General features: G+C 37.1%; 21 protein-coding genes. 19 read left to right on the top strand and 2 right to left on the bottom strand.

Features of this window, described 5'->3' with window-relative positions; translation table 11 throughout:
* From flgL to AC27I2_RS02910, 19 genes are all read left to right on the top strand, one after another.
* Nucleotides 1-1233, top strand: coding sequence for a flagellar hook-associated protein FlgL (gene flgL / locus AC27I2_RS02820; RefSeq protein ID WP_219421650.1), 1233 nt, complete (start codon nucleotides 1-3; stop codon nucleotides 1231-1233).
* A 334-nt stretch (nucleotides 1234-1567) separates the two neighbouring features.
* Complete coding sequence (locus AC27I2_RS02825; protein WP_487203449.1) at nucleotides 1568-2542, top strand: flagellin N-terminal helical domain-containing protein; 975 nt, start codon at nucleotides 1568-1570, stop codon at nucleotides 2540-2542.
* 494 nt (nucleotides 2543-3036) lie between these two features.
* The gene (locus tag AC27I2_RS02830; RefSeq protein ID WP_010555890.1) at nucleotides 3037-4005 is read left to right on the top strand and encodes a flagellin N-terminal helical domain-containing protein; all 969 of its coding nucleotides are present in this window, start codon (nucleotides 3037-3039) and stop codon (nucleotides 4003-4005) included.
* A gap of 164 nt (nucleotides 4006-4169) precedes the next feature.
* Nucleotides 4170-5144, top strand: coding sequence for a flagellin N-terminal helical domain-containing protein (locus tag AC27I2_RS02835; protein WP_058403528.1), 975 nt, complete (start codon nucleotides 4170-4172; stop codon nucleotides 5142-5144).
* A gap of 86 nt (nucleotides 5145-5230) precedes the next feature.
* Nucleotides 5231-5656 carry a flagellar protein FlaG gene (locus tag AC27I2_RS02840; RefSeq protein ID WP_487203450.1) on the top strand — a complete coding sequence of 142 codons (426 nt, stop codon included), beginning with the start codon at nucleotides 5231-5233 and terminating at the stop codon, nucleotides 5654-5656.
* Between the two features lie 27 nt (nucleotides 5657-5683).
* Entirely contained in the window at nucleotides 5684-7090 is a 1407-nt protein-coding gene (gene fliD, locus AC27I2_RS02845; protein ID WP_487203451.1) for a flagellar filament capping protein FliD, read from the top strand.
* Nucleotides 7091-7131: 41 nt separating this feature from the next.
* On the top strand, nucleotides 7132-7560 hold the full coding sequence (gene fliS / locus AC27I2_RS02850; protein WP_058403525.1) for a flagellar export chaperone FliS: 429 nt from the start codon (nucleotides 7132-7134) through the stop codon (nucleotides 7558-7560).
* Nucleotides 7550-7825, top strand: a complete 276-nt coding sequence (locus tag AC27I2_RS02855) for a hypothetical protein (protein WP_058403524.1) — start codon at nucleotides 7550-7552, stop codon at nucleotides 7823-7825. The genes fliS and AC27I2_RS02855 overlap by 11 nt, the downstream gene beginning before the upstream one ends.
* Nucleotides 7818-9938 carry a motility associated factor glycosyltransferase family protein gene (locus tag AC27I2_RS02860; protein ID WP_487203452.1) on the top strand — a complete coding sequence of 707 codons (2121 nt, stop codon included), beginning with the start codon at nucleotides 7818-7820 and terminating at the stop codon, nucleotides 9936-9938. Before AC27I2_RS02855 ends, AC27I2_RS02860 begins: the two co-directional genes overlap by 8 nt.
* Nucleotides 9939-9943: 5 nt before the next feature.
* Nucleotides 9944-10423 (top strand): GNAT family N-acetyltransferase, encoded by a 480-nt coding sequence (locus AC27I2_RS02865; RefSeq protein ID WP_058403522.1) that lies wholly within the window; start codon nucleotides 9944-9946, stop codon nucleotides 10421-10423.
* Nucleotides 10424-10542: 119 nt separating this feature from the next.
* The gene (locus tag AC27I2_RS02870; protein WP_487203453.1) at nucleotides 10543-11868 is read left to right on the top strand and encodes an aminotransferase class III-fold pyridoxal phosphate-dependent enzyme; all 1326 of its coding nucleotides are present in this window, start codon (nucleotides 10543-10545) and stop codon (nucleotides 11866-11868) included.
* A complete protein-coding gene (locus AC27I2_RS02875) occupies nucleotides 11868-12620 on the top strand; it encodes a cytidylyltransferase domain-containing protein (RefSeq protein WP_487203454.1) in 753 nt (250 codons plus the stop codon). Before AC27I2_RS02870 ends, AC27I2_RS02875 begins: the two co-directional genes overlap by 1 nt.
* A 17-nt stretch (nucleotides 12621-12637) precedes the next feature.
* Nucleotides 12638-13693 carry a pseudaminic acid synthase gene (gene pseI, locus AC27I2_RS02880; protein WP_058403519.1) on the top strand — a complete coding sequence of 352 codons (1056 nt, stop codon included), beginning with the start codon at nucleotides 12638-12640 and terminating at the stop codon, nucleotides 13691-13693.
* Between the two features lie 2 nt (nucleotides 13694-13695).
* The gene (locus AC27I2_RS02885) at nucleotides 13696-15066 is read left to right on the top strand and encodes an FAD-dependent oxidoreductase (RefSeq protein ID WP_487203455.1); all 1371 of its coding nucleotides are present in this window, start codon (nucleotides 13696-13698) and stop codon (nucleotides 15064-15066) included.
* A 25-nt stretch (nucleotides 15067-15091) separates the two neighbouring features.
* Complete coding sequence (locus AC27I2_RS02890) at nucleotides 15092-16021, top strand: glycosyl transferase (RefSeq protein WP_487203456.1); 930 nt, start codon at nucleotides 15092-15094, stop codon at nucleotides 16019-16021.
* Complete coding sequence (locus AC27I2_RS02895; protein WP_058403516.1) at nucleotides 16014-16682, top strand: class I SAM-dependent methyltransferase; 669 nt, start codon at nucleotides 16014-16016, stop codon at nucleotides 16680-16682. The genes AC27I2_RS02890 and AC27I2_RS02895 overlap by 8 nt, the downstream gene beginning before the upstream one ends.
* On the top strand, nucleotides 16673-17608 hold the full coding sequence (locus AC27I2_RS02900; protein ID WP_487203457.1) for a DegT/DnrJ/EryC1/StrS family aminotransferase: 936 nt from the start codon (nucleotides 16673-16675) through the stop codon (nucleotides 17606-17608). Before AC27I2_RS02895 ends, AC27I2_RS02900 begins: the two co-directional genes overlap by 10 nt.
* A complete protein-coding gene (locus AC27I2_RS02905) occupies nucleotides 17589-18233 on the top strand; it encodes a class I SAM-dependent methyltransferase (RefSeq protein ID WP_487203458.1) in 645 nt (214 codons plus the stop codon). The genes AC27I2_RS02900 and AC27I2_RS02905 overlap by 20 nt, the downstream gene beginning before the upstream one ends.
* Nucleotides 18224-18967 (top strand): WbqC family protein, encoded by a 744-nt coding sequence (locus tag AC27I2_RS02910; protein WP_138528756.1) that lies wholly within the window; start codon nucleotides 18224-18226, stop codon nucleotides 18965-18967. Before AC27I2_RS02905 ends, AC27I2_RS02910 begins: the two co-directional genes overlap by 10 nt.
* On the opposite strand, the gene AC27I2_RS02915 is transcribed toward AC27I2_RS02910, so the two are convergent.
* Nucleotides 18959-19816 (bottom strand): aldo/keto reductase, encoded by an 858-nt coding sequence (locus AC27I2_RS02915; protein WP_487203459.1) that lies wholly within the window; start codon nucleotides 19814-19816, stop codon nucleotides 18959-18961. The genes AC27I2_RS02910 and AC27I2_RS02915 overlap by 9 nt on opposite strands.
* On the bottom strand, nucleotides 19813-20964 hold the full coding sequence (gene pseC / locus AC27I2_RS02920) for a UDP-4-amino-4,6-dideoxy-N-acetyl-beta-L-altrosamine transaminase (protein ID WP_487203460.1): 1152 nt from the start codon (nucleotides 20962-20964) through the stop codon (nucleotides 19813-19815). The genes AC27I2_RS02915 and pseC overlap by 4 nt, the downstream gene beginning before the upstream one ends.
* Nucleotides 20965-20970 lie beyond the last annotated feature (6 nt).

Below are 20970 nucleotides of genomic sequence, written 5' to 3' on the forward strand. Positions count from 1 at the left end.
ATGCGCTTATCAAATAACTTGATGTACCAAAGTAGTTTAAATTCAATTTTGAACAATCAACAAAATGTTAGTAAGGCTCAAGAGCAAGTTAATACTCAAAAGCGTGTATTAACGGCGTCGGATGATCCTGCTGCAGCTTCTCGCGCACTTCAATATACCGATAGAATTCAGAGTAATGAGCAGTACAGTAAAAATATAACCATGCTTAATAGCCGTTTGAATATAGAAGAAGGTGCCCTTGAAAACATAAAAGGCGCCTTAGAGAGAGCGCATACTTTAACCATTCAATCAGGTAACGGTGCTTACAGTGCTGCTGACAGAGAAGGGCTTGCCGAAGAAATCAAAGCGCTTCAAAGTACAGTCCTTGATTTAATGAACTCTAAAACGGAAGACGGAAAATACATTTTTTCTGGTTATCAGGACAATACACAGACTTACTCGCTCGATTCATCTACTGGCTTGTATGTGTATGGTGGCGACCAAGGTCAGCATATGATTAAGATAGCCGAAGGGGTTAATATTAAATCAAGTGATAATGGGTTTGATGCATTTGAAAAAGTGGATGCGCGTTTAGATGTTGTTTCTAGCGATGGAATTGTATCGGGCGGGATTACAAGCTCTAAGGTGTATGTGACCGAGCAAGGTCAATTTGATACGTTTCATAAAACTAATTATAACCCTGATCCGGCAGCGGCAGCGGGTGCCAATACACTAAATGTGATCACAACGGCGGGAACACCCAACACGTATCAAATTGAGCAAGCAGGTACAATACTAGCAACTGGCAATATTAACGACTCTACTATTAAGTTTGCTGGTATGGAGATAAGTGTTACTCCAGTTGCAACAGGCCAAATTGATATTACGCTTGAAGCACCTAAAAAAGAAAATGTGCTCAACTCAATGAGTGAACTTATTGCAGGCCTGACTAACCCTGCGTTAACAGAAGAGGAGTTTGAGCAAGTTATTGCAGACTCGCTTGTTCAAATTATGAACGCTAAAAATAATGTGTCTCTAACACAAGCTGGGCTGGGTGGGAGAATAAATACAGCAGAAAAAGTACTGCAATCAAATACAGATTTAGATATTAATAACAAATCAGCACGATCTGACTTAGTAGATATAGATATAACAGAAGCAATAACTGAGTTAACCAAACAAGAAACTGCACTTCAGGCATCACAGGCAACCTTTGGCCGTTTAGCAAACCTTTCATTGTTTGATTACTTGTAATTAAACTCAGAGTAAGGCAATACTTTGCCTTACTCTTTAAAACTCTTCGCTTTTAATAAATACTTTATTTAAATTAACCGCTTATCTCATAAATAAAAGCACTTTATAAACATTTTTAATGGTGTTTGCATTTATCGATGAATTTAAATTTTGTATATTTTAATTTAATAAATTCAGTAAGTTAAAAAATAAGTCTGATTTTTTTAAAAAAAAGCTAAAGGATTTTTTTTCTAGACCGATAACTTAATTAACCAAGCACAGCGTTGAAATTACAACCACTGCTTAATCTAGTAAGTTTGAGAGTAAATGATAAGTTTACTTTAGGAGAGACATCATGGCTTTATATGTAAATACAAATGTTAGCGCGTTAAACGCACAAAGACAATTAAACAACTCAGGTAATGCACTTGATACATCATTCCAACGTTTATCATCTGGTATGCGTATCAATAGCGCAAAAGATGATGCGGCAGGCCTACAAATTTCTGACCGTCTTACATCACAAGTAAATGGTTTGAATCAAGGTAACCGTAACGCGAATGACGGTATTTCTCTAGCACAAACTGCTGAGGGTGCACTTGACGAAGTAACATCAATGTTCCAACGTATTCGTACACTTGCTCAGCAAGCATCAAATGGTTCAAATACTGATGAAGACCGTTTAGCTATCCAAGAGGAAATTCGCTCGTTATCATCAGAAGTAAACCGTGTTGCTGAAGATACAACATTCGGTGGTCAAAACCTTCTTGATGGTTCTTACAAAGCAAGCTTCCAAGTTGGTGCTGATGCAGTACAAACTATCGGTTTCAGCATGAAAGATGTGGGCAACACGGCAAGTGGTCCAAACTCAATTTCTGCAAACGGCGGTTTTACATTATCAGGAATTGCAGGTGTTGCTAGTAACTTAACGGGTAAAGGTTTGACAACTTTAGCCGCAGGTGTTTCTGATATTTCTGGTGCAGCCGTAGCAGGCACGGATGATTTTGATACTAAATTTAGAGCTGACACAATCAGTGTATCTACTCAAGGTAATGCACAATTTGTTTTAGCAGGTATGGATTCGTTGATTGCTGTTGTTGATAAAAAACGTGCAGAGCTTGGTGCGGTTCAAAACCGTTTCCAATCAACAATTCGTAATCAGTCAAATATTTCTGAAAACTTATCAGCTGCGCGTTCACGTATTAAAGATACAGACTTTGCAGCTGAAACGGCAAACTTAACTAAAATGCAGATTTTACAACAAGCAAGCCAAACAATTTTAGGGCAAGCTAACCAGCGTCCGCAGGCAGCACTTAGCTTACTAGGTTAATAAAGCTTTACAATTAGAGTAGTCAATTTATTGGCGAAGAAGAAAGAAAAGCGCCTTTGCTTAATGGGGTATTAACAAAGGCGCTATAGGATTTGCCAGCGGAGGCTTTAATCCAAGTTGTTCTAACATTTGTAGAACATATATGAACTAGCATAAACTATGCCATTAGTTTATTTTAGTCACCCACTCTCAAACTTATCAAATAATAAGGCCCTTAACGGGCCTTATTCATTAATTATACTCCTTCAATCTCAAACTGCCCAAACTTAAATCAAGACACACCAGACAACGTATTCTCAATCTTTAACAGTCCTTAAAATAAAGTTGGCCTAATGCTTGCTTTTGTCTTTGTAAGTTTATTATTAACTTACAAAGTGGCAGATAGTTGCCCCTAGGCAGAGTATAACGCCTATATATCTAGCTACTTTGTCAAATTCCCACTTTCTTTGAACGAGATAGTGACCTAACTTTGACAGATAAGAAGAGAGTTTATTATGGCTTTATATGTAAATACCAATGTGAGTGCGATTAATGCACAAAGGCAGCTTGAGAGAAGCGGCGGTGACTTAGATACGTCTTTCAAACGCTTATCCTCTGGCCTTCGTATTAACAGCGCAGCAGATGATGCCGCAGGTTTACAAATTTCAGATCGTTTACAGTCGCAAATATTAGGTCTTAACCAAGGTAACCGAAATGCGAATGATGGTATTTCTTTAGCGCAAACTGCGGAAGGTGCTATGGATGAAATTACCTCTACTTTTCAGCGTATTCGCACGCTTGCACAACAAGCTTCAAACGGCTCAAATACAGATGAAGACAGATTAGCTATCCAAGAAGAAATCCGTCAATTATCTGATGAAGTTAACCGTATAGCTACCGATACTACTTTTGGCGGTCAAAATCTGCTTGATGGTACTTACTCTGCAAGCTTTCAAATTGGTGCTGATGCGGTTCAAACAATCGGGTTTAGCATGCAGGATGTAGGTGGCAGTGCTAATACAATTTCTGCAAACGGTGGTTTTACAATGTCTGGTATAGCAGGGATTGCATCTGCAGTTGCAGGTAAAAGTATGTCTACTTTTGCGGCCGGAATTAGCGAAATTGGTAGTGGTAGTATTACAGCTGCAACTGCTAGCTTCACAAGTATGGTTGCTGCAGAGATCAGTGTATCTACTCAGGCTAATGCACAGCAAGTGTTTGCAGGTATGGATGCAATGATTGCTGTAGTTGATAAAAAGCGTGCTGAATTAGGTGCGGTACAGAACCGTTTCCAATCAACAATTCGAAACCAAGCTAATATTTCTGAAAATTTATCTGCTGCGAAATCGCGTATCAAAGACGCTGACTTTGCAATGGAGACGGCTAACTTAACTAAAAATCAGATATTACAACAAGCAAGTCAAACTATTTTAGGGCAGGCTAATCAGCGTCCACAGGCCGCACTTAGTCTACTTCAAGGTTAATAAAATTAAAGTAAGTAGAAATTAAATACAAATAAAGCTAAAGCTTTCGCTTTATCGGACGATAAATGATTTAGAGGACTAAAAATCCAGGACTCTAAATCACGGATAATAACAGGGTAGGGGTATCCCGTTACTATCTATCGAACTTTGAAGCGGAGGCTATCATGGCTTTATATGTAAATAGTAATGTGAGTTCTTTGAACGCACAAAGACAACTGAGCAAATCAAGTAACGCATTGGATACTTCATTCCAACGTCTATCTTCAGGTATGCGTATCAACAGTGCAAAAGACGATGCTGCAGGTATGCAGATTTCAAACCGTTTATCATCACAAGTTAATGGTTTAAATCAGGGTAACCGAAACGCAAATGATGGTATTTCACTTGCACAAACAGCTGAAGGGGCACTTGATGAAGTAACATCGATGTTCCAACGTATTCGTACACTGGCACAACAAGCATCAAATGGTTCAAACACAGATGAAGATCGCCTAGCGATTCAAGAAGAAATTCGTTCATTGTCTTCAGAAGTAAACCGTGTTGCAGAAGACACTACATTCGGTGGTCAAAATTTATTAGATGGTAGTTATGACGCCAAATTCCAAGTAGGTGCAGATGCTGTGCAAACTATTGGTTTTAGTATGCAAGATGTGGGTACTACGGCAAGTGGTCCTAACTCTATTTCTGCAAATGGTGGATTCACGTTATCAGGAATCGCAGGTGTTGCTAGTAACCTAACAGGTAAAGGTTTAACAACTTTAGCTGCTGGTGTTTCTGATGTTTCTGGCGCAGCAGTTGGTGCAACAGATGACTTTGATACTAAATTTAGAGCAGATACAATTAGTGTATCAACGCAGGGTAATGCTCAGTTTGTTTTAGCTGGTATGGACTCGATGATTGCTGTTGTTGATAAGAAGCGTGCTGAGCTTGGTGCTGTTCAAAACCGTTTTCAATCAACTATTCGAAATCAGTCAAATATCTCAGAAAACTTATCGGCTGCAAAATCACGTATTCAAGATACCGATTTTGCGCAAGAAACAGCTAACCTAACTAAGATGCAGATTTTACAACAGGCTAGCCAAACAATCTTAAGCCAAGCAAATCAACGTCCACAAGCAGCGTTATCGCTTTTAGGCTAATTGATTTGAACTATGAGCCACTTTAGACTAAGCAAATAGTTCAAATGTGGCTTATAGTCTTATTATATGTTTCGAGGGTAGCCGAGATGATTGATTTAAATTCTACACAAAAAACAATAGACGGGCTTAGTATTGTAAGTTCATCTATTAGTAAAGATGCGGTAAAAGAGGAAAAGCTTGAAAAGGGCACCTCTTTAACAGCAAGAGAAGCTGTGGATCTGAAAAATGCTCAAAATATTGAGGAACAAGAAGGCAAACAAGATAAAGATTTGTTTGTCGAGGTAAAAGATAATCTAGAGAAGTTAAATGAGTATATCCCGGTAACATCAACTAACTTAAAATTTGAGTTTGATGATGACGGAGATCTTCCTATTATCAAAGTGCTCGATAAAAGTAACGATGAAGTAATTAGAGAGATACCTACCGAAGAGTTTAGGGAAATAGCTAAAGCTTTAGATGAATTTGCCGATAAATTAACTAATAAAGGTTTACTGTTTAACAAAACAGTTTAGGCCATTTCAGCTATTTAGGATTATATTATGCCTCTTATTACATCTGCGGGTATTGGTTCAGGTCTGGATTTGGAAAGTATTATTTCGGCGTCAGTTGATGCTGAAAATGTACCTAAAATGAATGCCTTTGCAGCAAAGGATGAGGCGCTTCAGGTCGAGTTATCTGCAATTGGTGAGGTTAAATCCGCTTTATCGCAGTTACAGGATACAATTGAAAAATTAGCAGACCCAGATAACTTCAACAAACGAGTTGCTAATATAACCCAGCCAACAAGTGATGACGGAGACTTGATATCTGTTACACCTACCTCTGATATAACTCCAGGTGACTTCAAGATAGAAGTGGTTGCAATTGCTCAAGGGAGTAGAGCACTATCTGAAGACGGGTTATTTGCCAGTAACGAAGATGTTGTGAGTGCTTCAGGTGGCACATTATCGTTTTCAGCCGGCCCTGATAAAACCTTTGATTTAACCCTAGACGCCGGTGCAACTCTTTCTGACTTACGTGATGCTATAAACGACTCTGACAGTAATTTTGGTGTTACTGCAAATATTATTAACACGGGTACTGAAGCGAAGCTTGTTTTGACTTCTACTGTAACAGGAACCGGAAACGACCTTGTTATCACAAACGATAACGCTGAACTTGATAACGTATCTACTGTAGCAAATGCAGGTGGTGCAGGCGGCATTGGAATAGCAGCAGAAAACTCCGCAAAAGATGCAATTATTAAAGTAGATGGTATTACCATAACAAACGACACAAACACCTTTAAAGATGCTGTACAAGATATGACGATAACAGCAAAACGTGCAAGTGTTGATAATGAAACAGCCAAGCTTTCAGTTGATTTTGACCGAGAAAGTGCAACAACGTTAGTTGATGAATTAATCACAAATTATAACAATGTTATAGGTCAACTAGGGTTTCAGTCACGCATCGGTAAGCCTTTAAATGGTGATTCTACTATCCGCTCTCTTAGTTCGCAATTAGTGAATGCTCTATCAACTAGCTTATCAGATGCAGGTCCTTTTGAGAGTATTTTTGATATCGGGCTTGGAGTTAATAAAGAAGGTTACTTAGAAAAATCGACTCTAGTGAGAAGCTTGAATGATGCGTTAGATAATAATTTTGATGATATTGGCAAGGCTTTTGCAGGTGAAAACGGTATAGCTTCAAAGTTTGAAACGTTATTGGATAACTATGTCGATACGAACGGCATTATGAAGCAGCGAGAGGACAGTTTAAATGGACAAATTTCTGATTTAGAAGATGATGTTGAAAATCATCAATTCAGAATGGAATCTTTGGAAGCTAGACTTCGCGAACAATATGCAGGGTTAGATGTACTGCTTGCACAAATGCAGTCAACGCAAACCTACTTGAGTGCACAATTGGCAAGTCTTCCGGGCTTTACACGTTCAGATAGTTAAGCATAAGCAATTGATTTAGCAATAAAATATATAGGTGAGTTATGTACAACGCTAAAGTAAAAAATTATCAAAAAGAGGCCCTAAAAACGCGAGTTGCAGGGGCCGATAGGTATGAAATTATTCAAATGCTAATGGCGGGCGCAATTGAGAAAATGGTCTTAGCAAAAGTAGCGATTGAAAAAAAACACTTGGAAGCTAAAAGCGAACATATCTCAAGAGCATCAGCGATTATCAATGCATTGCGCGGTTGTTTAGATTTTGACGCTGGTGGTGATGTGTCAACAAATCTTTATTCACTTTATACTTACATGGATGAGCGTCTATTGGATGCGAGTATCAAAAACGACCCTGAAATAATTACTGAAGTGTCGAACCTATTAAAAGAGATAAAATCAGCGTGGGATGCAATCCCTCATGAAGTAAGAGAACAAACGTTATCTGAAAATGGTATCGATGCTCATGTTGGATAAAATTGACTCTTTGATTTCGCAGCTTGAAGCTGCGATTGATGAGCCAAACCTTGAAAAAGCACTCAATTTAGACCGCAAGTTACTTGATGAAATAAAAGCGACCGATGAAATATCCCTACATGAAAATGCTACTTATTTTCTATCAGTCGCCGCAAAGCATCAAAATATAATAAATAAAGTCGACGACTTAAAAAAACAGTCTTTTAAAAATATTACTCAGTTTAATAAAAACCAAAAGAATATTAAGAAATATCAAAATGTCTAAAAATGATCTGCAAAGTGCTCAACAGTCAATAAATGAGATTGAAGAGACCCTTAATTCAATTTCGCAAAAACAAAAAAACGAAGATGCTTTTGTAGAAAAAGCGAATACGACTTTCGACAATAATATCGTAGCGTTTAAAAAGTATTTTCCTGATATTGCCGAGAAATTTAGTTCGCATCAGCCAAGCAGTAAATTTAATTTATTTCTTAACCACAATGGTACAGCTAATTTTGTTGACTACGACACAGGGGTTCCTATTTATAGTGAAGACCCGCATAAGCAGTCTAGTGAGCAAATAAAGAATATGCTTGAAAACCCTATAATGGGTAAAGTTGACCATAGCCAATTGGAATTTTTAAAAAATGAGACGGGTTTTATCCATATTGATTTAATGGCTGAAATTGGCGCTATCTACAATGAAACGCAACAGGATCTTCCTTCGACAAAAGATGTTGCTGAATATGTACCCAGTGCAATTATTTTTGGCGTTGGCTTAGGATATCATTTAGATCATTTTTTTGACTCTTTTAATGCAGCTTATATAAGCATCTTTGAACCCAATGAAGATTATTTTTTTGCAAGTTTATTTACATTTGACTGGGCTAATTTTCTTAGCAAAGTAGATGAAGCTGGAAGTTATTTATATTTCTCGATTGGTGTGCCTGAGCAAGAAATGTATGAAGCTTTGCATTTAAGAGCTGGAGAAATTGGTGCGTTTAGTGTTGCAAGTGCACTATTTTTTCAACATTACCCTTCTGAATCTGTAAATAAATTAATTAATGAGTTTAAAGGCAATTATCATCAGTTTTTTATGGGGTGGGGTTTTTTTGATGATGCGCTCTTAAGCGTTGCTCATTCAGTCGAAAACTCTTTAAAACCTATTAATTTGCTACAGCCTGCGAAAAAGGTTTCCGAAAAGTATAATCATTATCCTATATTTATTGTTGCAAATGGACCTTCATTGGATAACGATATTGAAACAATTAAAAAGTTACAAGACAAGGTCATTGTCGTTGCATGTAACTCTGCTACAACAGCATTATTAAAGCAAGGTATTACACCTGATTTTCATGTTGCACTTGAAAGAACGAAGGCAACAGAAGATTTTTTAACAGCATTTATTCCTGAAAATACCCGCCAAAAAATAAATCTACTTGTACTAAATGTAATGTACCCAAACGTACTCGATTTGTTTGGATGGTGTGGCGTTGCACTAAAAAGTAACGAAGCAGGTACATCATTATTTCATATTTCGGAGTTTTTAAATAATGGCAGAATCACATCAACTATAGGGTTCAGTAATCCCTTGGTTGGGAACACAGCACTTAGTTTCTTTGGTAGTATGGAATTTAAAAATATTTATCTTTTCGGTGCCGATAACGGTTATAAAGATCCTAACCATCATCATTCAAAAGGTAGCTATTATTACTCAGGTGAGGGTGAAACGATACATGCGCCTTTAAAAATGGGGGGCGAGCTCATTATACCTGGCAATTTTGGCGGCGATATAATTACCGATCACTTTATGCACACAGGAAAAGTGCAAATGGAACGTTTTTTAGAGTCTAAACTTGATTCAGGGATAAATTGCTTTAATTGCAGTGATGGGGCCGCTGTTAAGGGCAGTATGCCTTTAAGGTCAGATGATATTTTACTAGAAGAATTTATTTTTTCTAAAAATGAAGTTATTGACCATATAAAAACGCAGCCATTCTCTAATGTAGATGAAAGCGTGTGTTTAACAGATTATTTGGATTTTGATGAGTTTGAGCAGCTATGTAAAACAATGGTTGAGATACTTGATGGTCCAATTTTAAATCGAGCTGAAGCGCTCAAGCAGCTACTTGAAAGTTTAAGGTATTTGTTCTCATTTAAAAATCATCCAAGATACACACATCTTTATTTGTTACTTGAAGGTGAGTCGCTTTACGTTACCTCGGTGCTTATCTCGTTACTTTATAACTTTGGTGATGAGACAACGATAGTACCTTATTATGAGAAAGCTAAAACACTTTGGCGAGATTTCATTGCGGATGCTCCACAGCAATATAGAGACCGTTGGAATGAGTTAAGTGATTACAGCTTTGATTACTCAAAACCTTCTGTGAGCTAGTAAATATGCAGATTAAGAGTAAACGATTTGTTCTTACGCTCTTAACTGAGGCCCATGCTTCAAATCGATACCTCAGCTGGTTTGAAGATAATAAAGCCAAAGAGTTTATTAGCTATACATCGTCATCTTTAAACGAATTGAAGGCTTATATTAAAACTAAAAATGAAGACCCCGCAGCTATTTTGCTGGGTATTTTTGCTGATGGTGAGCATATTGGCAATATAAAGTATGAGCCTATCGACTTAGTTAATAAAACCGCGACAATGGGGATTTTGTTGGGTGAGGCTAGATGGCGTGGTAAAGGTGTTGCAGCTGAGGTTATTTCTGCAAGTGCAGATTACTTAGCTAAAAACTTTCATATAGAAACAATTATACTGGGTGTCGATAAGGGTAATATACCTGCAATATCTGCTTATAATAAATTGGGTTTTGAAATTAGCGAGCAAACTGACCATGGTTTGTTTATGAAAAAATCACTTCTATAAAAAATATCTATTCTTCCTAAGCCTTTTCTTAAAATAGCCGATAAGTTATTAGAGCGTAAGCGAAATTTCATTATAATGGTTGATAAATAATTTAAACTTATTATTTCTAAGGAAAAAACATGTCATCAAAAAGCAATTCGGGTGCTGAGCTGTGGCAAAAAGCCAAAAAAATTATTCCAGGTGGGAATCAATTACTTTCAAAGCGTGCCGAAATGTTTTTACCCGATCAATGGCCTGCCTATTATAAAAAGTCTAAAGGCTGTGAAGTTTGGGATTTAGATGATAACCATTACTATGACTTCTCTATTATGGGAATTGGTACTAGTTCTTTAGGTTACGCTAATGATGAAATTAACGATGCGGTGATAAGTTCGATTTCTAACGGAAGTATGAGTAGTTTGAATTGCCATGAAGAAGTTGAATTAGCAGAAAAACTTATTGAAATACACCCTTGGGCGGGAGCTGTCCGCTTTACTCGTACTGGTGGGGAATCGTGTGCGTTAGCAGTGCGAATTGCTCGTGCCTATAGTAAAAAAGATGTTGTTGCCTTTTGCGGCTACCATGGTTGGCATGATTGGTACTTAGCAACAAATATAACTGACGCTGAAAATTTAGATGAGCAATTATTACCTGGTTTAAGGCCTGCTGGTGTACCTAAGCAATTACAAAATACTGTGGTGCCATTTAAAGAAGGTGATATTGATGGCTTTAAGGCAATCATAGATGCTCACGGTGATAACCTTGGCGTTGTTATGATGGAAGTTTTTCGTCATGGGTTGCCGGATGTTGCCTTTCTTCAAGCTGTGAAAGATTTAGCTGTTGAACATAACATTGTTGTAATTTTTGATGAAATATCCTCAGGGTTTAGACTTAACACAGGGGCGTCTCATCTTTTAACATCGATAGAGCCAGATATTTGTGTACTAGGAAAGGCTCTGGGTAACGGCCATCCAATAGGGGCTATAATAGGTCGTTCTGAAGTAATGGATGCAGCGCAGCAGTCCTTCATTAGTAGTTCTTATTGGACCGAACGAGTTGGCTTTACAGCTGCGTTAAAAACATTGGAAATATTTCAAAGAGATAATATTCCCAAACGCTTAAATGAAACTGGCGCAAGACTAAAATCTCGTATTGAAGAAGTCGTCACTCAAACAGGCTTTAACCTAAAAATTATAGGTATTGATAGTGTCCCTATATTTATATTTCCAGGTGATCATGCTTTGGCATTAAAAACACTATTTACCCAAGAAATGCTTAAAAGAGGATTTTTAGCGAGTAATGTTATTTACCTTTCGATTGCCCATACCGATGAGCTTTGCGATAAATATATTGATGCAATGAGAGATGTTTTTTATTTTCTTCAGCAGTCGCTAGACAGTAATGCAGATATAGAAAGCCTAATCAATGGCCCGGTATGCCACAGTGGCTTTCAAAGGTTAAATTAATGAAATCAGTTGCTGCATTTATTCAAGCAAGAATGGGGTCGTCAAGATTACCAGGCAAGGTGTTAAAAGAATTAAATGGGATCCCCGTTATTTTGCACATTGTAATGCGTTTAAAGCAATCTAGGTACATTGATAATATTGTTCTTCTTACTTCTTTTAACGAAGAAAATGATGAGTTGGTTAAGTTAGCCAAACACCATAATATCAACGTGTTTAGAGGTTCAGAGGAGAATGTTTTAGCGCGTTTCCAGCAAGCAAGCCAAGTATATCCATCAGACCATATTGTGAGAATAACAGGCGATTCACCTTTTGTAGATGTTGGCGTGTGTGATTTATTATTGCAGACGTACTTTGAAAAACAGGTTGATTATGCCTTTTTGAGTGAACAATTTGCCGAAGGCGTTGATTGTGAGGTTTTTAAAACGAGCGTACTGTCTTCTTTAGATACGGCTGCACTCAGAGAGTCTGAACGTGAACACGTGACGTTACATTTTTACGAAAATAAACTAAATCAATTTTCTACCTATGAAATGCAAAACACAACAGATGACAGCAGCTATCGGTTTACATTAGATACACCTGAAGATTGGCAGGTTATTAAAGAATTAGCACGTTTTACTAACGATACTGTTAACATTAATTATCAAAATATAAAAAATATACTTGATGCTTATCCTCACATTAAACAGATTAATAGCCAAGTTATTCGTAACGAAGGGTTAGCTATTTCATTACAAAATGAACAACATTAATTAGCTTTGGACTTATTATGAAAATTAACAATAAAATAATCGATGAAAATAGTCCGTGTTACATTATAGCTGAAATGTCTGCAAACCATGGTGGAGACATAAATAAAGCGAAAAAATTAATCGCTGAGGCTAAGTTAGCTGGGGCAGATGCTGTAAAGCTACAAACTTACACGGCAGATACAATCACACTAAATTGTTCGAAGCCAGATTTTTGTTTGCCTAGCGACAACCCTTGGCAAGAACATGTGTCTTTGCACTCACTTTATCAAAAAGCGTTTACACCTTGGGAATGGCATCAGGCGCTGTTCGAAGAGGCCAAGCGTTGCGAAATTGATATATTCTCTTCCCCATTTGATGAATCTTCCGTTGATTTACTTGAATCATTAAATACACCGGTATATAAAATTGCCTCTCCGGAAATAACAGATATTCCCCTTTTGAAATATGTTGCGGCAACAGGCAAGCCTGTGATTCTTTCAACAGGAATTGCTGAGTTAGCTGACATTGAACTTGCGGTTAGTACATTGCGCAATAACGGGTGTGATAGCATTGCAATTTTAAAGTGTACAACAGCTTATCCAACCCCATTAGAAGAATGCAACTTAGCAACAATTTCCGATATAGCTAAACGATTTAATTGTATTGCTGGTTTATCTGATCATACACAAGGGATTATTTCACCGATAGTAAGTGTTACATTGGGTGCAAAAATAATTGAAAAACATTTTATTATTGATAAATCTGACGATTCAGTAGATGCCTTTTTCTCATTAGATAGAGACGAATTTTCATCACTGGTTAGGTCAGTAAGAGACGCCGAAAAAGCAATAGGTACTGTGAGCTATGACATAACAGATTCAGCGAAAAAAAATATGTTAGCTAGGCGCTCACTCTATTTTGCTAAGGATTTACCTAAGGGCCATGTTATTACAAAACACGATATCAAATCGGTTAGGCCAGGCTTTGGCTTACACACTAAGCATTTTGATGATGTAATAGGGCTGTGTTTAACAAGCGATGTAGAGCTGGGTGATAGAGTTAGTTTTGCGTTAACGAATAAGTTAAGAGGCTAGCTATGAAAACATGTGCAGTGGTCGGTGGTGGGATTTGTGGAATAACGGCAAGCATTTTGTTGCGCAAGCATTACGATCGCGTTGTATTAATTGAGCAGTCTGAATCGTTAGGTGGCTTGTTGAATTCAGTCACTGACGATGCTGGTAATTTTTACGACCAAGGTACACACATTCCAGCTAGCACCGGTGTTGCTGAAATAGACGAGATACTATTCAACCACCCTCAATTTTCTAAGAATTGGCGTACATTTAAACACCTCAAAACAGGAAATTACTTTGCAGGTAAGTGGGATTTAGAAACACAAACAATTGATGCAAGAAAATTAGATACAGCACTTTATAAACAAGGTATTGGTGAGTTTATGTCACTCACATCAGGGTCTGAGGCTAATAACATTGAGCAATACTTATGTGAAACTTTAGGTGTAGTGTTTTATCAGTACCTTGCAAAACCGGTTATTAATAAGCTTTATGGTGACGACGTAGCATTTACTGATTTAGCTAAAAATACCAGCATTAATTATTTTGGTGCTACAAGAATAAAAGCATTCAATGCATCGTTGTCACGAGTGTTAAAGCAACATCCAGAGTTTGATAAAAAGCTTGGCTATCATAGTGCTGCTGAATTTGAAACATTACTAGCAGAGCAAGGTTCATACCTTCCTAATTATTACTACCCAAATAGCGCTAAAGGCGCGCAGACTTGGATCGATCAATTACAGGCAAAAGCTGAGTCTTTAGGAGTTGAAATTCGCTGTAGTAGTCAAGTGGTAGATATTGAATATCAAGATGATTTAGTTACTGCGTTTAGCCTTAACGATGGCTCACGTATTAAGTGCGACTTGTTATTTTGGAGTGCGCCGCCTGTATTTGCACTAAAGGCCGCTAATTTACCGATCGCAAATTATAAACCCATATTTAGGACCGCAAATATCTTACATTTTACGTTTGATAAGCAGCCTTTAAATAAAGAATCGCATTACCTTTGGAACTGGGACCCATGTTCGGATATTTTCAGGGTTACACTGTATAACAATTTAAGGCAAAGCGATAAGTATCAAGTATCAGCAGAGGTATTAAGGTACAAAGCAGATCCTAAGTACACATTAGAGCAGGGTGTTATTGATCTAAAAAATATGGGAGTTTTAACGCCTGACACCAAAATGAAAAGTGGATGTGTACAAATAATTGATAATACTTTTCCTGTACCTACGCATGATTTTTGTACTACAACACAGATTAATTATGAAACATTAACAAATTCGTTTAAAAATATTATTGTATCGGGTAGGTTTAGTGGTCGTTGCTGGTTGTTATCTGATGTGCTAATTCTTGCTCATAAAGAATTAAAAGAGTATTGCACTGTTGGCTAATTTTATATTCTATTGTAATGGAACTATGAAAACAGGCTTTGGGCATTTATCAAGGTGTTTAAATGTTGCAAGGGCGACCTTTGCATTACAGCCTTTTAGTAATATTGTTTTTTTTGGCGACTTTGATCAATTTTCTACCCAGCGTATTAATAATTTTGGGTTCACCGTAGCAGGCAGTGACTTTACTTTTGAGCCTCATATGACGTTGCTTGCCGATAGCTATCAGTTCACTTTTGAGCAATTATTTGAGTTAAAAAAAATAGGGTTGAAGCTATGCATCATCGACGACTTTGATCAATATAATTACACTTTTATAGATCTTATTGTGAATTTTAGATTTAACGCTGAGGCGTTTTGTCGTTCAACCACTAAACATAGGTTAGGGGTACGTTACTTTTCATTTGCCCAAGAATTATTACCATTAAGGCGAAGCCGCTCACAAGGTCACTTTCAAAATAGTATTAATACTATTTTGGTTTTTATTGGCGGTAATGATCGATTTGATGTGGCCACGCATGTTGTAAATGCCTTAGATAAGCTAGTGGTAGGTAAGAAAATTATTTTATTAGATCAAAAAGCCCCTTCTATTAGTTTAAAAAATAACACTTACCAAGCATTAGAGTTTGTTGATGATATGTCTGCCGTATACAAACAAGCCGATTTAATCATTAATGGCGGGGGATTAACAAAGTATGAAGCAGGTTTTTGCCTTATACCTAACTGCGCCATTTCACAAACGAGAGAACAACATACCGATACTATAGAACTTGCCAGAGCACATTTAACCTTTGATTTGGGTCTTGCTGAAGATGCAACGATAGAAAGCTTAACATTAAACATTGAGGGTTTTTTACACACCGGTGTTCTGGCGCAAAGAGACGCAATGTTATCATCATATTATCTCGATTCGACCGAGCAATTCGCAAAAGAAATTTTAAAGGTATCAAATGAGTGAGTTTAATTCTAAACAAGCAGAGTGGGATGAAATTGCTCGTATAAACAGTGATTTTAAGGCACAGGTTGGGCGACCCTTTGACGATACACTTTGGCAGGCGCTCATCGATGATGTTGAGCAAAAACTCATGTTCTCAGCGCAAGGTAATAGTATTTTAGATGTAGGGTGTGGTAACGGCTTACTATTATCAAAATTACACAAGTGCTCACAGTATGCGGGTGTTGACTACTCTCAAGCTATGATAGATGAAGCAAAAAAATTACTCCCTCAGGGCGTTTTTTATCAATCACAAGCGAGTGTTCTTCAATTTGAAAACAATGAGTTTGAGAGAGTACTCAGTTACAGTATCTTTCATTACTTCCCAAGCTATCAATATGCACTTGATGCGATTAAAGAAATGATACGAGTATGCAAGCCCGGAGGTATAATTTTGATTGGCGATATACTCGATAAACACTTTGAGCACGATATAAAAAGTGCAAGTGATCTGGAATATGAAAAAACGATTCCGTTGATACATCGTTATTCTCAGTGGCGCTTTTTTTCTTTTGAGCAATTGAAAACTGATTTACAGCATTGTGTTAAGAAAGTAGAAATACTGACTCAACCAGAAGGTTTTCCTTTATCTCGTTATCGCAAGGATTTGAGGTTATGGGTTTAACTCGATTACAGAGCCTTATTGCTACTGCATTTGACCGCCAGCATGCATTATTGACTAGCTCTGGAAGCTTTGCGCTTATAACTGCACTCAATGCCTCACAGGCTCCAAAGGGTAGCTCAGTAATAATGCCAGCAAGCTGTTGCCCGATTGTTTTGTTTGCTATTCAAATGGCAGGTTACAACGTTATTTTGGCTGATGTTTCGTTGTGCTCTTTGTCTATGGAGGTCACTAATATAGAAGCTGTTTTTAATGATTCTGTATCAGTAATAGTGGCCGTTCATGGTTACGGACACTATTGTAAAATTGATGAAATAGAAAAGTTTGCAAAACACAATAACATTACACTAATAGAAGATGCATGTTTGGTGTATGGCAGTAAATACAAAGGCAAACCGTTAGGTAGCTTTGGCGACTTCTCTATTTTAAGTTTTGGGTATGATAAACCTATTGATAATCAATATGGCGGAGCTATTTTAACTAACTCTGAGCGGCTATTTGAATGCGCTAAGGAGTTTTTAAACGAGAATAAAATGGCTCAATTTAGTGACGTAAAACCGTTAGAAGTATTAAATGGCCGCTTTTTAAATTTAAATAAGCAAATGCAAGTGCGAAAAGAGAATGTAGATTATCTGCAAAATAATATTACTAATTCGCTTTTTGTAAAAGCAAGTTTTGATGCTGAAGTAACGTATTGGCGCTACCCTTTACTTATAAAAAATAGACGTCACTTTTTAGCTAAGGCAAAAGAGAGTGGCATTATTTTTACTAAGCATTATAAATCGTTAGGTGAGTTACAAACCAATGGACATTATCCAAATGCGTCACTGATTGATGATCAAATTATAAATTTATTTGTCCGTCCCGAAACACCTCAAGAGCAATTAACCAATATGGTAATGTTTATAAATGACTACCAAGACAAGTAATACTTTAAAGTCGTATTATCAGTCTCTGTATAAAGAGTATGGTGACAGCCACAAATCAGTACAGCATGTATCAAAAGAATCACAAAATATAAGATTTGCGATATTTCTGAATATGATTTCATCAAGTAGCCGAGTTATTGATTTAGGCTGTGGGCTGGGTGATATGCTTTCGTATCTAAGAAAAAACGGTTTTACCGGTGAGTATTTAGGTTATGACTTTGTACCAGAGTTTATAGACGCCGCAAATGCCAAGTTTACCTCTGATACAAAAGCTCAGTTCAAAGTGTTTGATATCTATGAGGATGAGATAGCACAAGGCTATGACCATGTGCTTATTAGCGGTGTGTTCAATAATAAAATGACTGATAACATGGGCTTTTTAACACTTACCTTACAAAAAAGTATTCAGCAGTGTGAGCAGTCGGTTATTTTTAATGCGTTATCGACATTTGTGGAATTTAAAAATGAGGCTCTTTTTTATGTCTCACCCTTAGAATTATTTGAATTATGCAAAACAACAATGACACCTTTTGTTTCCTTAAAGCATGACTACGTTACTAAGCCAGATGGTTACCCTTATGAATTTACAATGCAATTAAGTAAAAGCGAAATAACATGTTACTGAGTATAATGCAGCCTACTTACTTACCCTGGTTAGGTTATTTTGGGTTAATTAACAGCGCCGATAAATTCGTATTTTTAGACAACGTAAAGCTTGAAAAAAGTGATTGGCATGTTAGAAATAAAATTAAATCGGGTAAGCAAGAGCTTATGCTGACTTGTCCGGTAAGTACCCCTAAAGGAAGAATGACAGCAACAATTGAAAACACTCAATTTGTCAGTGCAAATCCTTGGCGAAGAAAGCATCTTAAAAGCATTGCTGAAAGCTACGCAAAAGCACCGTTTTTTAGTTCCTTGTTTCCACTATTAGCTCCCATTTATAAAGACGAGAGCATTACTTGCCTGGCTCAAATGAATATTAAAATCATTAGAGTATTGATGGGGTATATGAATATAACCACACCAACATTTACTGCTTCTCAGCTTAAAGGCGTGTCTGGTGTTAAAGATGCTCGGCTAGTATCTATTTGTCATGAGTTAGAATGTAATACTTATTTATCACCAGTAGGCGCGCAGGCTTACATTGAACAAGAGACCCCAGGCGGGGCATTAGTTAAAAATGGTATTGATGTTTTTTATCAAAACTTTATTCATCCTAAATACCCACAAATTAAGGGTGAGTTTATCTCTCATTTAAGTGTGATTGACTGCTTATTTAACGTTGGGCCTGTTGAAACAGCTAAATTAATTAATACATGCACGAGAGCACATACTCACTATCAATCTCTATCAGTTTAATTGCCAAAGTGCTGGGTTAATAAAACGCTCATCAGGTAGGCTAAACTCAGATAAATCAATATTGGATAAGCTTGAAGTTAAGCAGCTTAAAATTTCATTAAGCTGTTGTTCGTTGTTTACGCCTACAACCACTTTGTCTACTTCATCAATATTAACCACATAATTTAATGCTAGTGATAACGTTGAGACATTTAAGTAATTACTCAGCGTGGTAAGCTTATCTAGTAAAGGAGCAATAGGTTTAAAATAATCTGGGAAAGTGTCACTTTCCATTAGCAATAACCCCTGAAGAAAGGCTGAACGAGTATGAATTTCTATATCTGCAGCTTTTAGTTGTTTTAATGAATTTGATTGAACGAAGCGTTGATCAAGAATATTAAGAGGTAACTGAATTAGATCTGCAAATGCTAATACATCATTATTAAGCTGCTCGGGGGAATATAAAGATACTCCCACTTTTTTTACTTTATTATCTGCTTTAATTTGCTTTAAGCAATCAAGTGCAACAGGGAATTGACTAAAATCTTCAAAGCGATGAAGTAGTAATCCATATAAAGCGTCACAATTTAAGTCGCAAAGAGACTGTTTAACCGTTTTTGTTATAAAATCATCAACATTGATTAAATTAGATATAGGAGGAACTTTACTTACTATATTGAATGAATTTACTAGGCACTGGCCTAATTCTTTTTCAGCATTACCATAAGCTGATGCAGTATCAATGGTCGTTATATTTTCGCTTTTGGCAAGGTTAAGTATTTTTTTTATTTCTTTCTGATGTGTTTTGCCACGTGTATTACTTATTCCGTAGTCAACACCAAACTGAACAGTACCTAGTGCGAGCTTCACAGTAATTTACCAATTTCATCAATAATATAGCTCTGCTCTTGCTCTGTAAGTTGAGGATGCAAAGGGATAGTGAATGCTGTTTTATAGTATTTCATTGCATTGGGGAAGTCGCTATCTTTAAAGCCCATTTTTTTATAAAAAGGTTGAGTGTGTATTGGAATATAGTGAAGATGACTAATAATGCCTTTACTCCTCAATTGCTCAATAATATGCCTATGAAGGTGGCAGTGGCCATCAGCAAGTTTAACTACGTATAAATGGTAGCTCGAATAGCATTTTGTAAGTTGTGTTAAATGCGAGAGTGGCATAGTTTCAAACGCATTAGAATATGAAATAGCGAGTGCGTTTCTGGTTGTAACAAATTCATCAAGTTTATCAAGTTGGCTGAGGCCAAGTGCTGCTTGTAGTTCTGTCATTCGGTAATTAAAGCCAAGCTCTACTTGCTGGTAATACCAAGGGCCATGGCTTTGCTCAGTCATTTCATTTGGATCATTAGTGATCCCATGACTTCTTAAGCGCTGTAATTTTTTTGCAAGCTGTTGATTATTACTAACTGCCATACCGCCTTCGGCAGAGGTAATTATCTTTACCGGGTGAAAACTAAATACAGTGATATCTGAAAATTCACAGCAACCTACTTTATTGCCATTATATTGTGCGCCAATAGCATGTGATGCATCTTCAATGATTTTAAAACCATACTGCTTTGATAAATCGTAAATAGCTTCCATATCACACGATTGACCTGCCAAGTGAACAGGGATAACGACTTTAGGTAAGCAATTATTTTTTTTTGCGCTAATAAGCTTATCAGCAAGGGCTGGCACTGACATATTGCCAGTTGCCAAGTCAATATCTACAAAGTCCACAGCAGCCCCACAGTAAAGCGCACAATTGGCTGAGGCTACGAACGAAATTGGCGACGTCCAAACAGTATCACCTTCGCTTACATTTAATGCTAAACATGCAATATGTAGAGCAGAAGTCGCGCTATTAACAGCAATACCATATTGAGCGTTACAGTATTTTGCAATCGCAGCCTCAAAAGCGGGTACTTTTGGTCCTTGAGTTAGCCAATCAGACTCTAAAACAGCTACAACGCTATCAATATCTGCTTGGCTTATTAGTTGTTTACCATATGGAATCATTTATTT

This window comes from Pseudoalteromonas sp. NH0006-46 (genome assembly GCF_057547735.1).

Coding starts and splice junctions, on each gene's coding strand:
- flgL (WP_219421650.1), top strand. CDS start 1: ATGCGCTTATCAAATAACTTGATGTACCAAAGTAGTTTAAATTCAATT.
- AC27I2_RS02825 (WP_487203449.1), top strand. CDS start 1,568: ATGGCTTTATATGTAAATACAAATGTTAGCGCGTTAAACGCACAAAGA.
- AC27I2_RS02830 (WP_010555890.1), top strand. CDS start 3,037: ATGGCTTTATATGTAAATACCAATGTGAGTGCGATTAATGCACAAAGG.
- AC27I2_RS02835 (WP_058403528.1), top strand. CDS start 4,170: ATGGCTTTATATGTAAATAGTAATGTGAGTTCTTTGAACGCACAAAGA.
- AC27I2_RS02840 (WP_487203450.1), top strand. CDS start 5,231: ATGATTGATTTAAATTCTACACAAAAAACAATAGACGGGCTTAGTATT.
- fliD (WP_487203451.1), top strand. CDS start 5,684: ATGCCTCTTATTACATCTGCGGGTATTGGTTCAGGTCTGGATTTGGAA.
- fliS (WP_058403525.1), top strand. CDS start 7,132: ATGTACAACGCTAAAGTAAAAAATTATCAAAAAGAGGCCCTAAAAACG.
- AC27I2_RS02855 (WP_058403524.1), top strand. CDS start 7,550: ATGTTGGATAAAATTGACTCTTTGATTTCGCAGCTTGAAGCTGCGATT.
- AC27I2_RS02860 (WP_487203452.1), top strand. CDS start 7,818: ATGTCTAAAAATGATCTGCAAAGTGCTCAACAGTCAATAAATGAGATT.
- AC27I2_RS02865 (WP_058403522.1), top strand. CDS start 9,944: ATGCAGATTAAGAGTAAACGATTTGTTCTTACGCTCTTAACTGAGGCC.
- AC27I2_RS02870 (WP_487203453.1), top strand. CDS start 10,543: ATGTCATCAAAAAGCAATTCGGGTGCTGAGCTGTGGCAAAAAGCCAAA.
- AC27I2_RS02875 (WP_487203454.1), top strand. CDS start 11,868: ATGAAATCAGTTGCTGCATTTATTCAAGCAAGAATGGGGTCGTCAAGA.
- pseI (WP_058403519.1), top strand. CDS start 12,638: ATGAAAATTAACAATAAAATAATCGATGAAAATAGTCCGTGTTACATT.
- AC27I2_RS02885 (WP_487203455.1), top strand. CDS start 13,696: ATGAAAACATGTGCAGTGGTCGGTGGTGGGATTTGTGGAATAACGGCA.
- AC27I2_RS02890 (WP_487203456.1), top strand. CDS start 15,092: ATGAAAACAGGCTTTGGGCATTTATCAAGGTGTTTAAATGTTGCAAGG.
- AC27I2_RS02895 (WP_058403516.1), top strand. CDS start 16,014: ATGAGTGAGTTTAATTCTAAACAAGCAGAGTGGGATGAAATTGCTCGT.
- AC27I2_RS02900 (WP_487203457.1), top strand. CDS start 16,673: ATGGGTTTAACTCGATTACAGAGCCTTATTGCTACTGCATTTGACCGC.
- AC27I2_RS02905 (WP_487203458.1), top strand. CDS start 17,589: ATGACTACCAAGACAAGTAATACTTTAAAGTCGTATTATCAGTCTCTG.
- AC27I2_RS02910 (WP_138528756.1), top strand. CDS start 18,224: ATGTTACTGAGTATAATGCAGCCTACTTACTTACCCTGGTTAGGTTAT.
- pseC (WP_487203460.1), bottom strand. CDS start 20,964: ATGATTCCATATGGTAAACAACTAATAAGCCAAGCAGATATTGATAGC.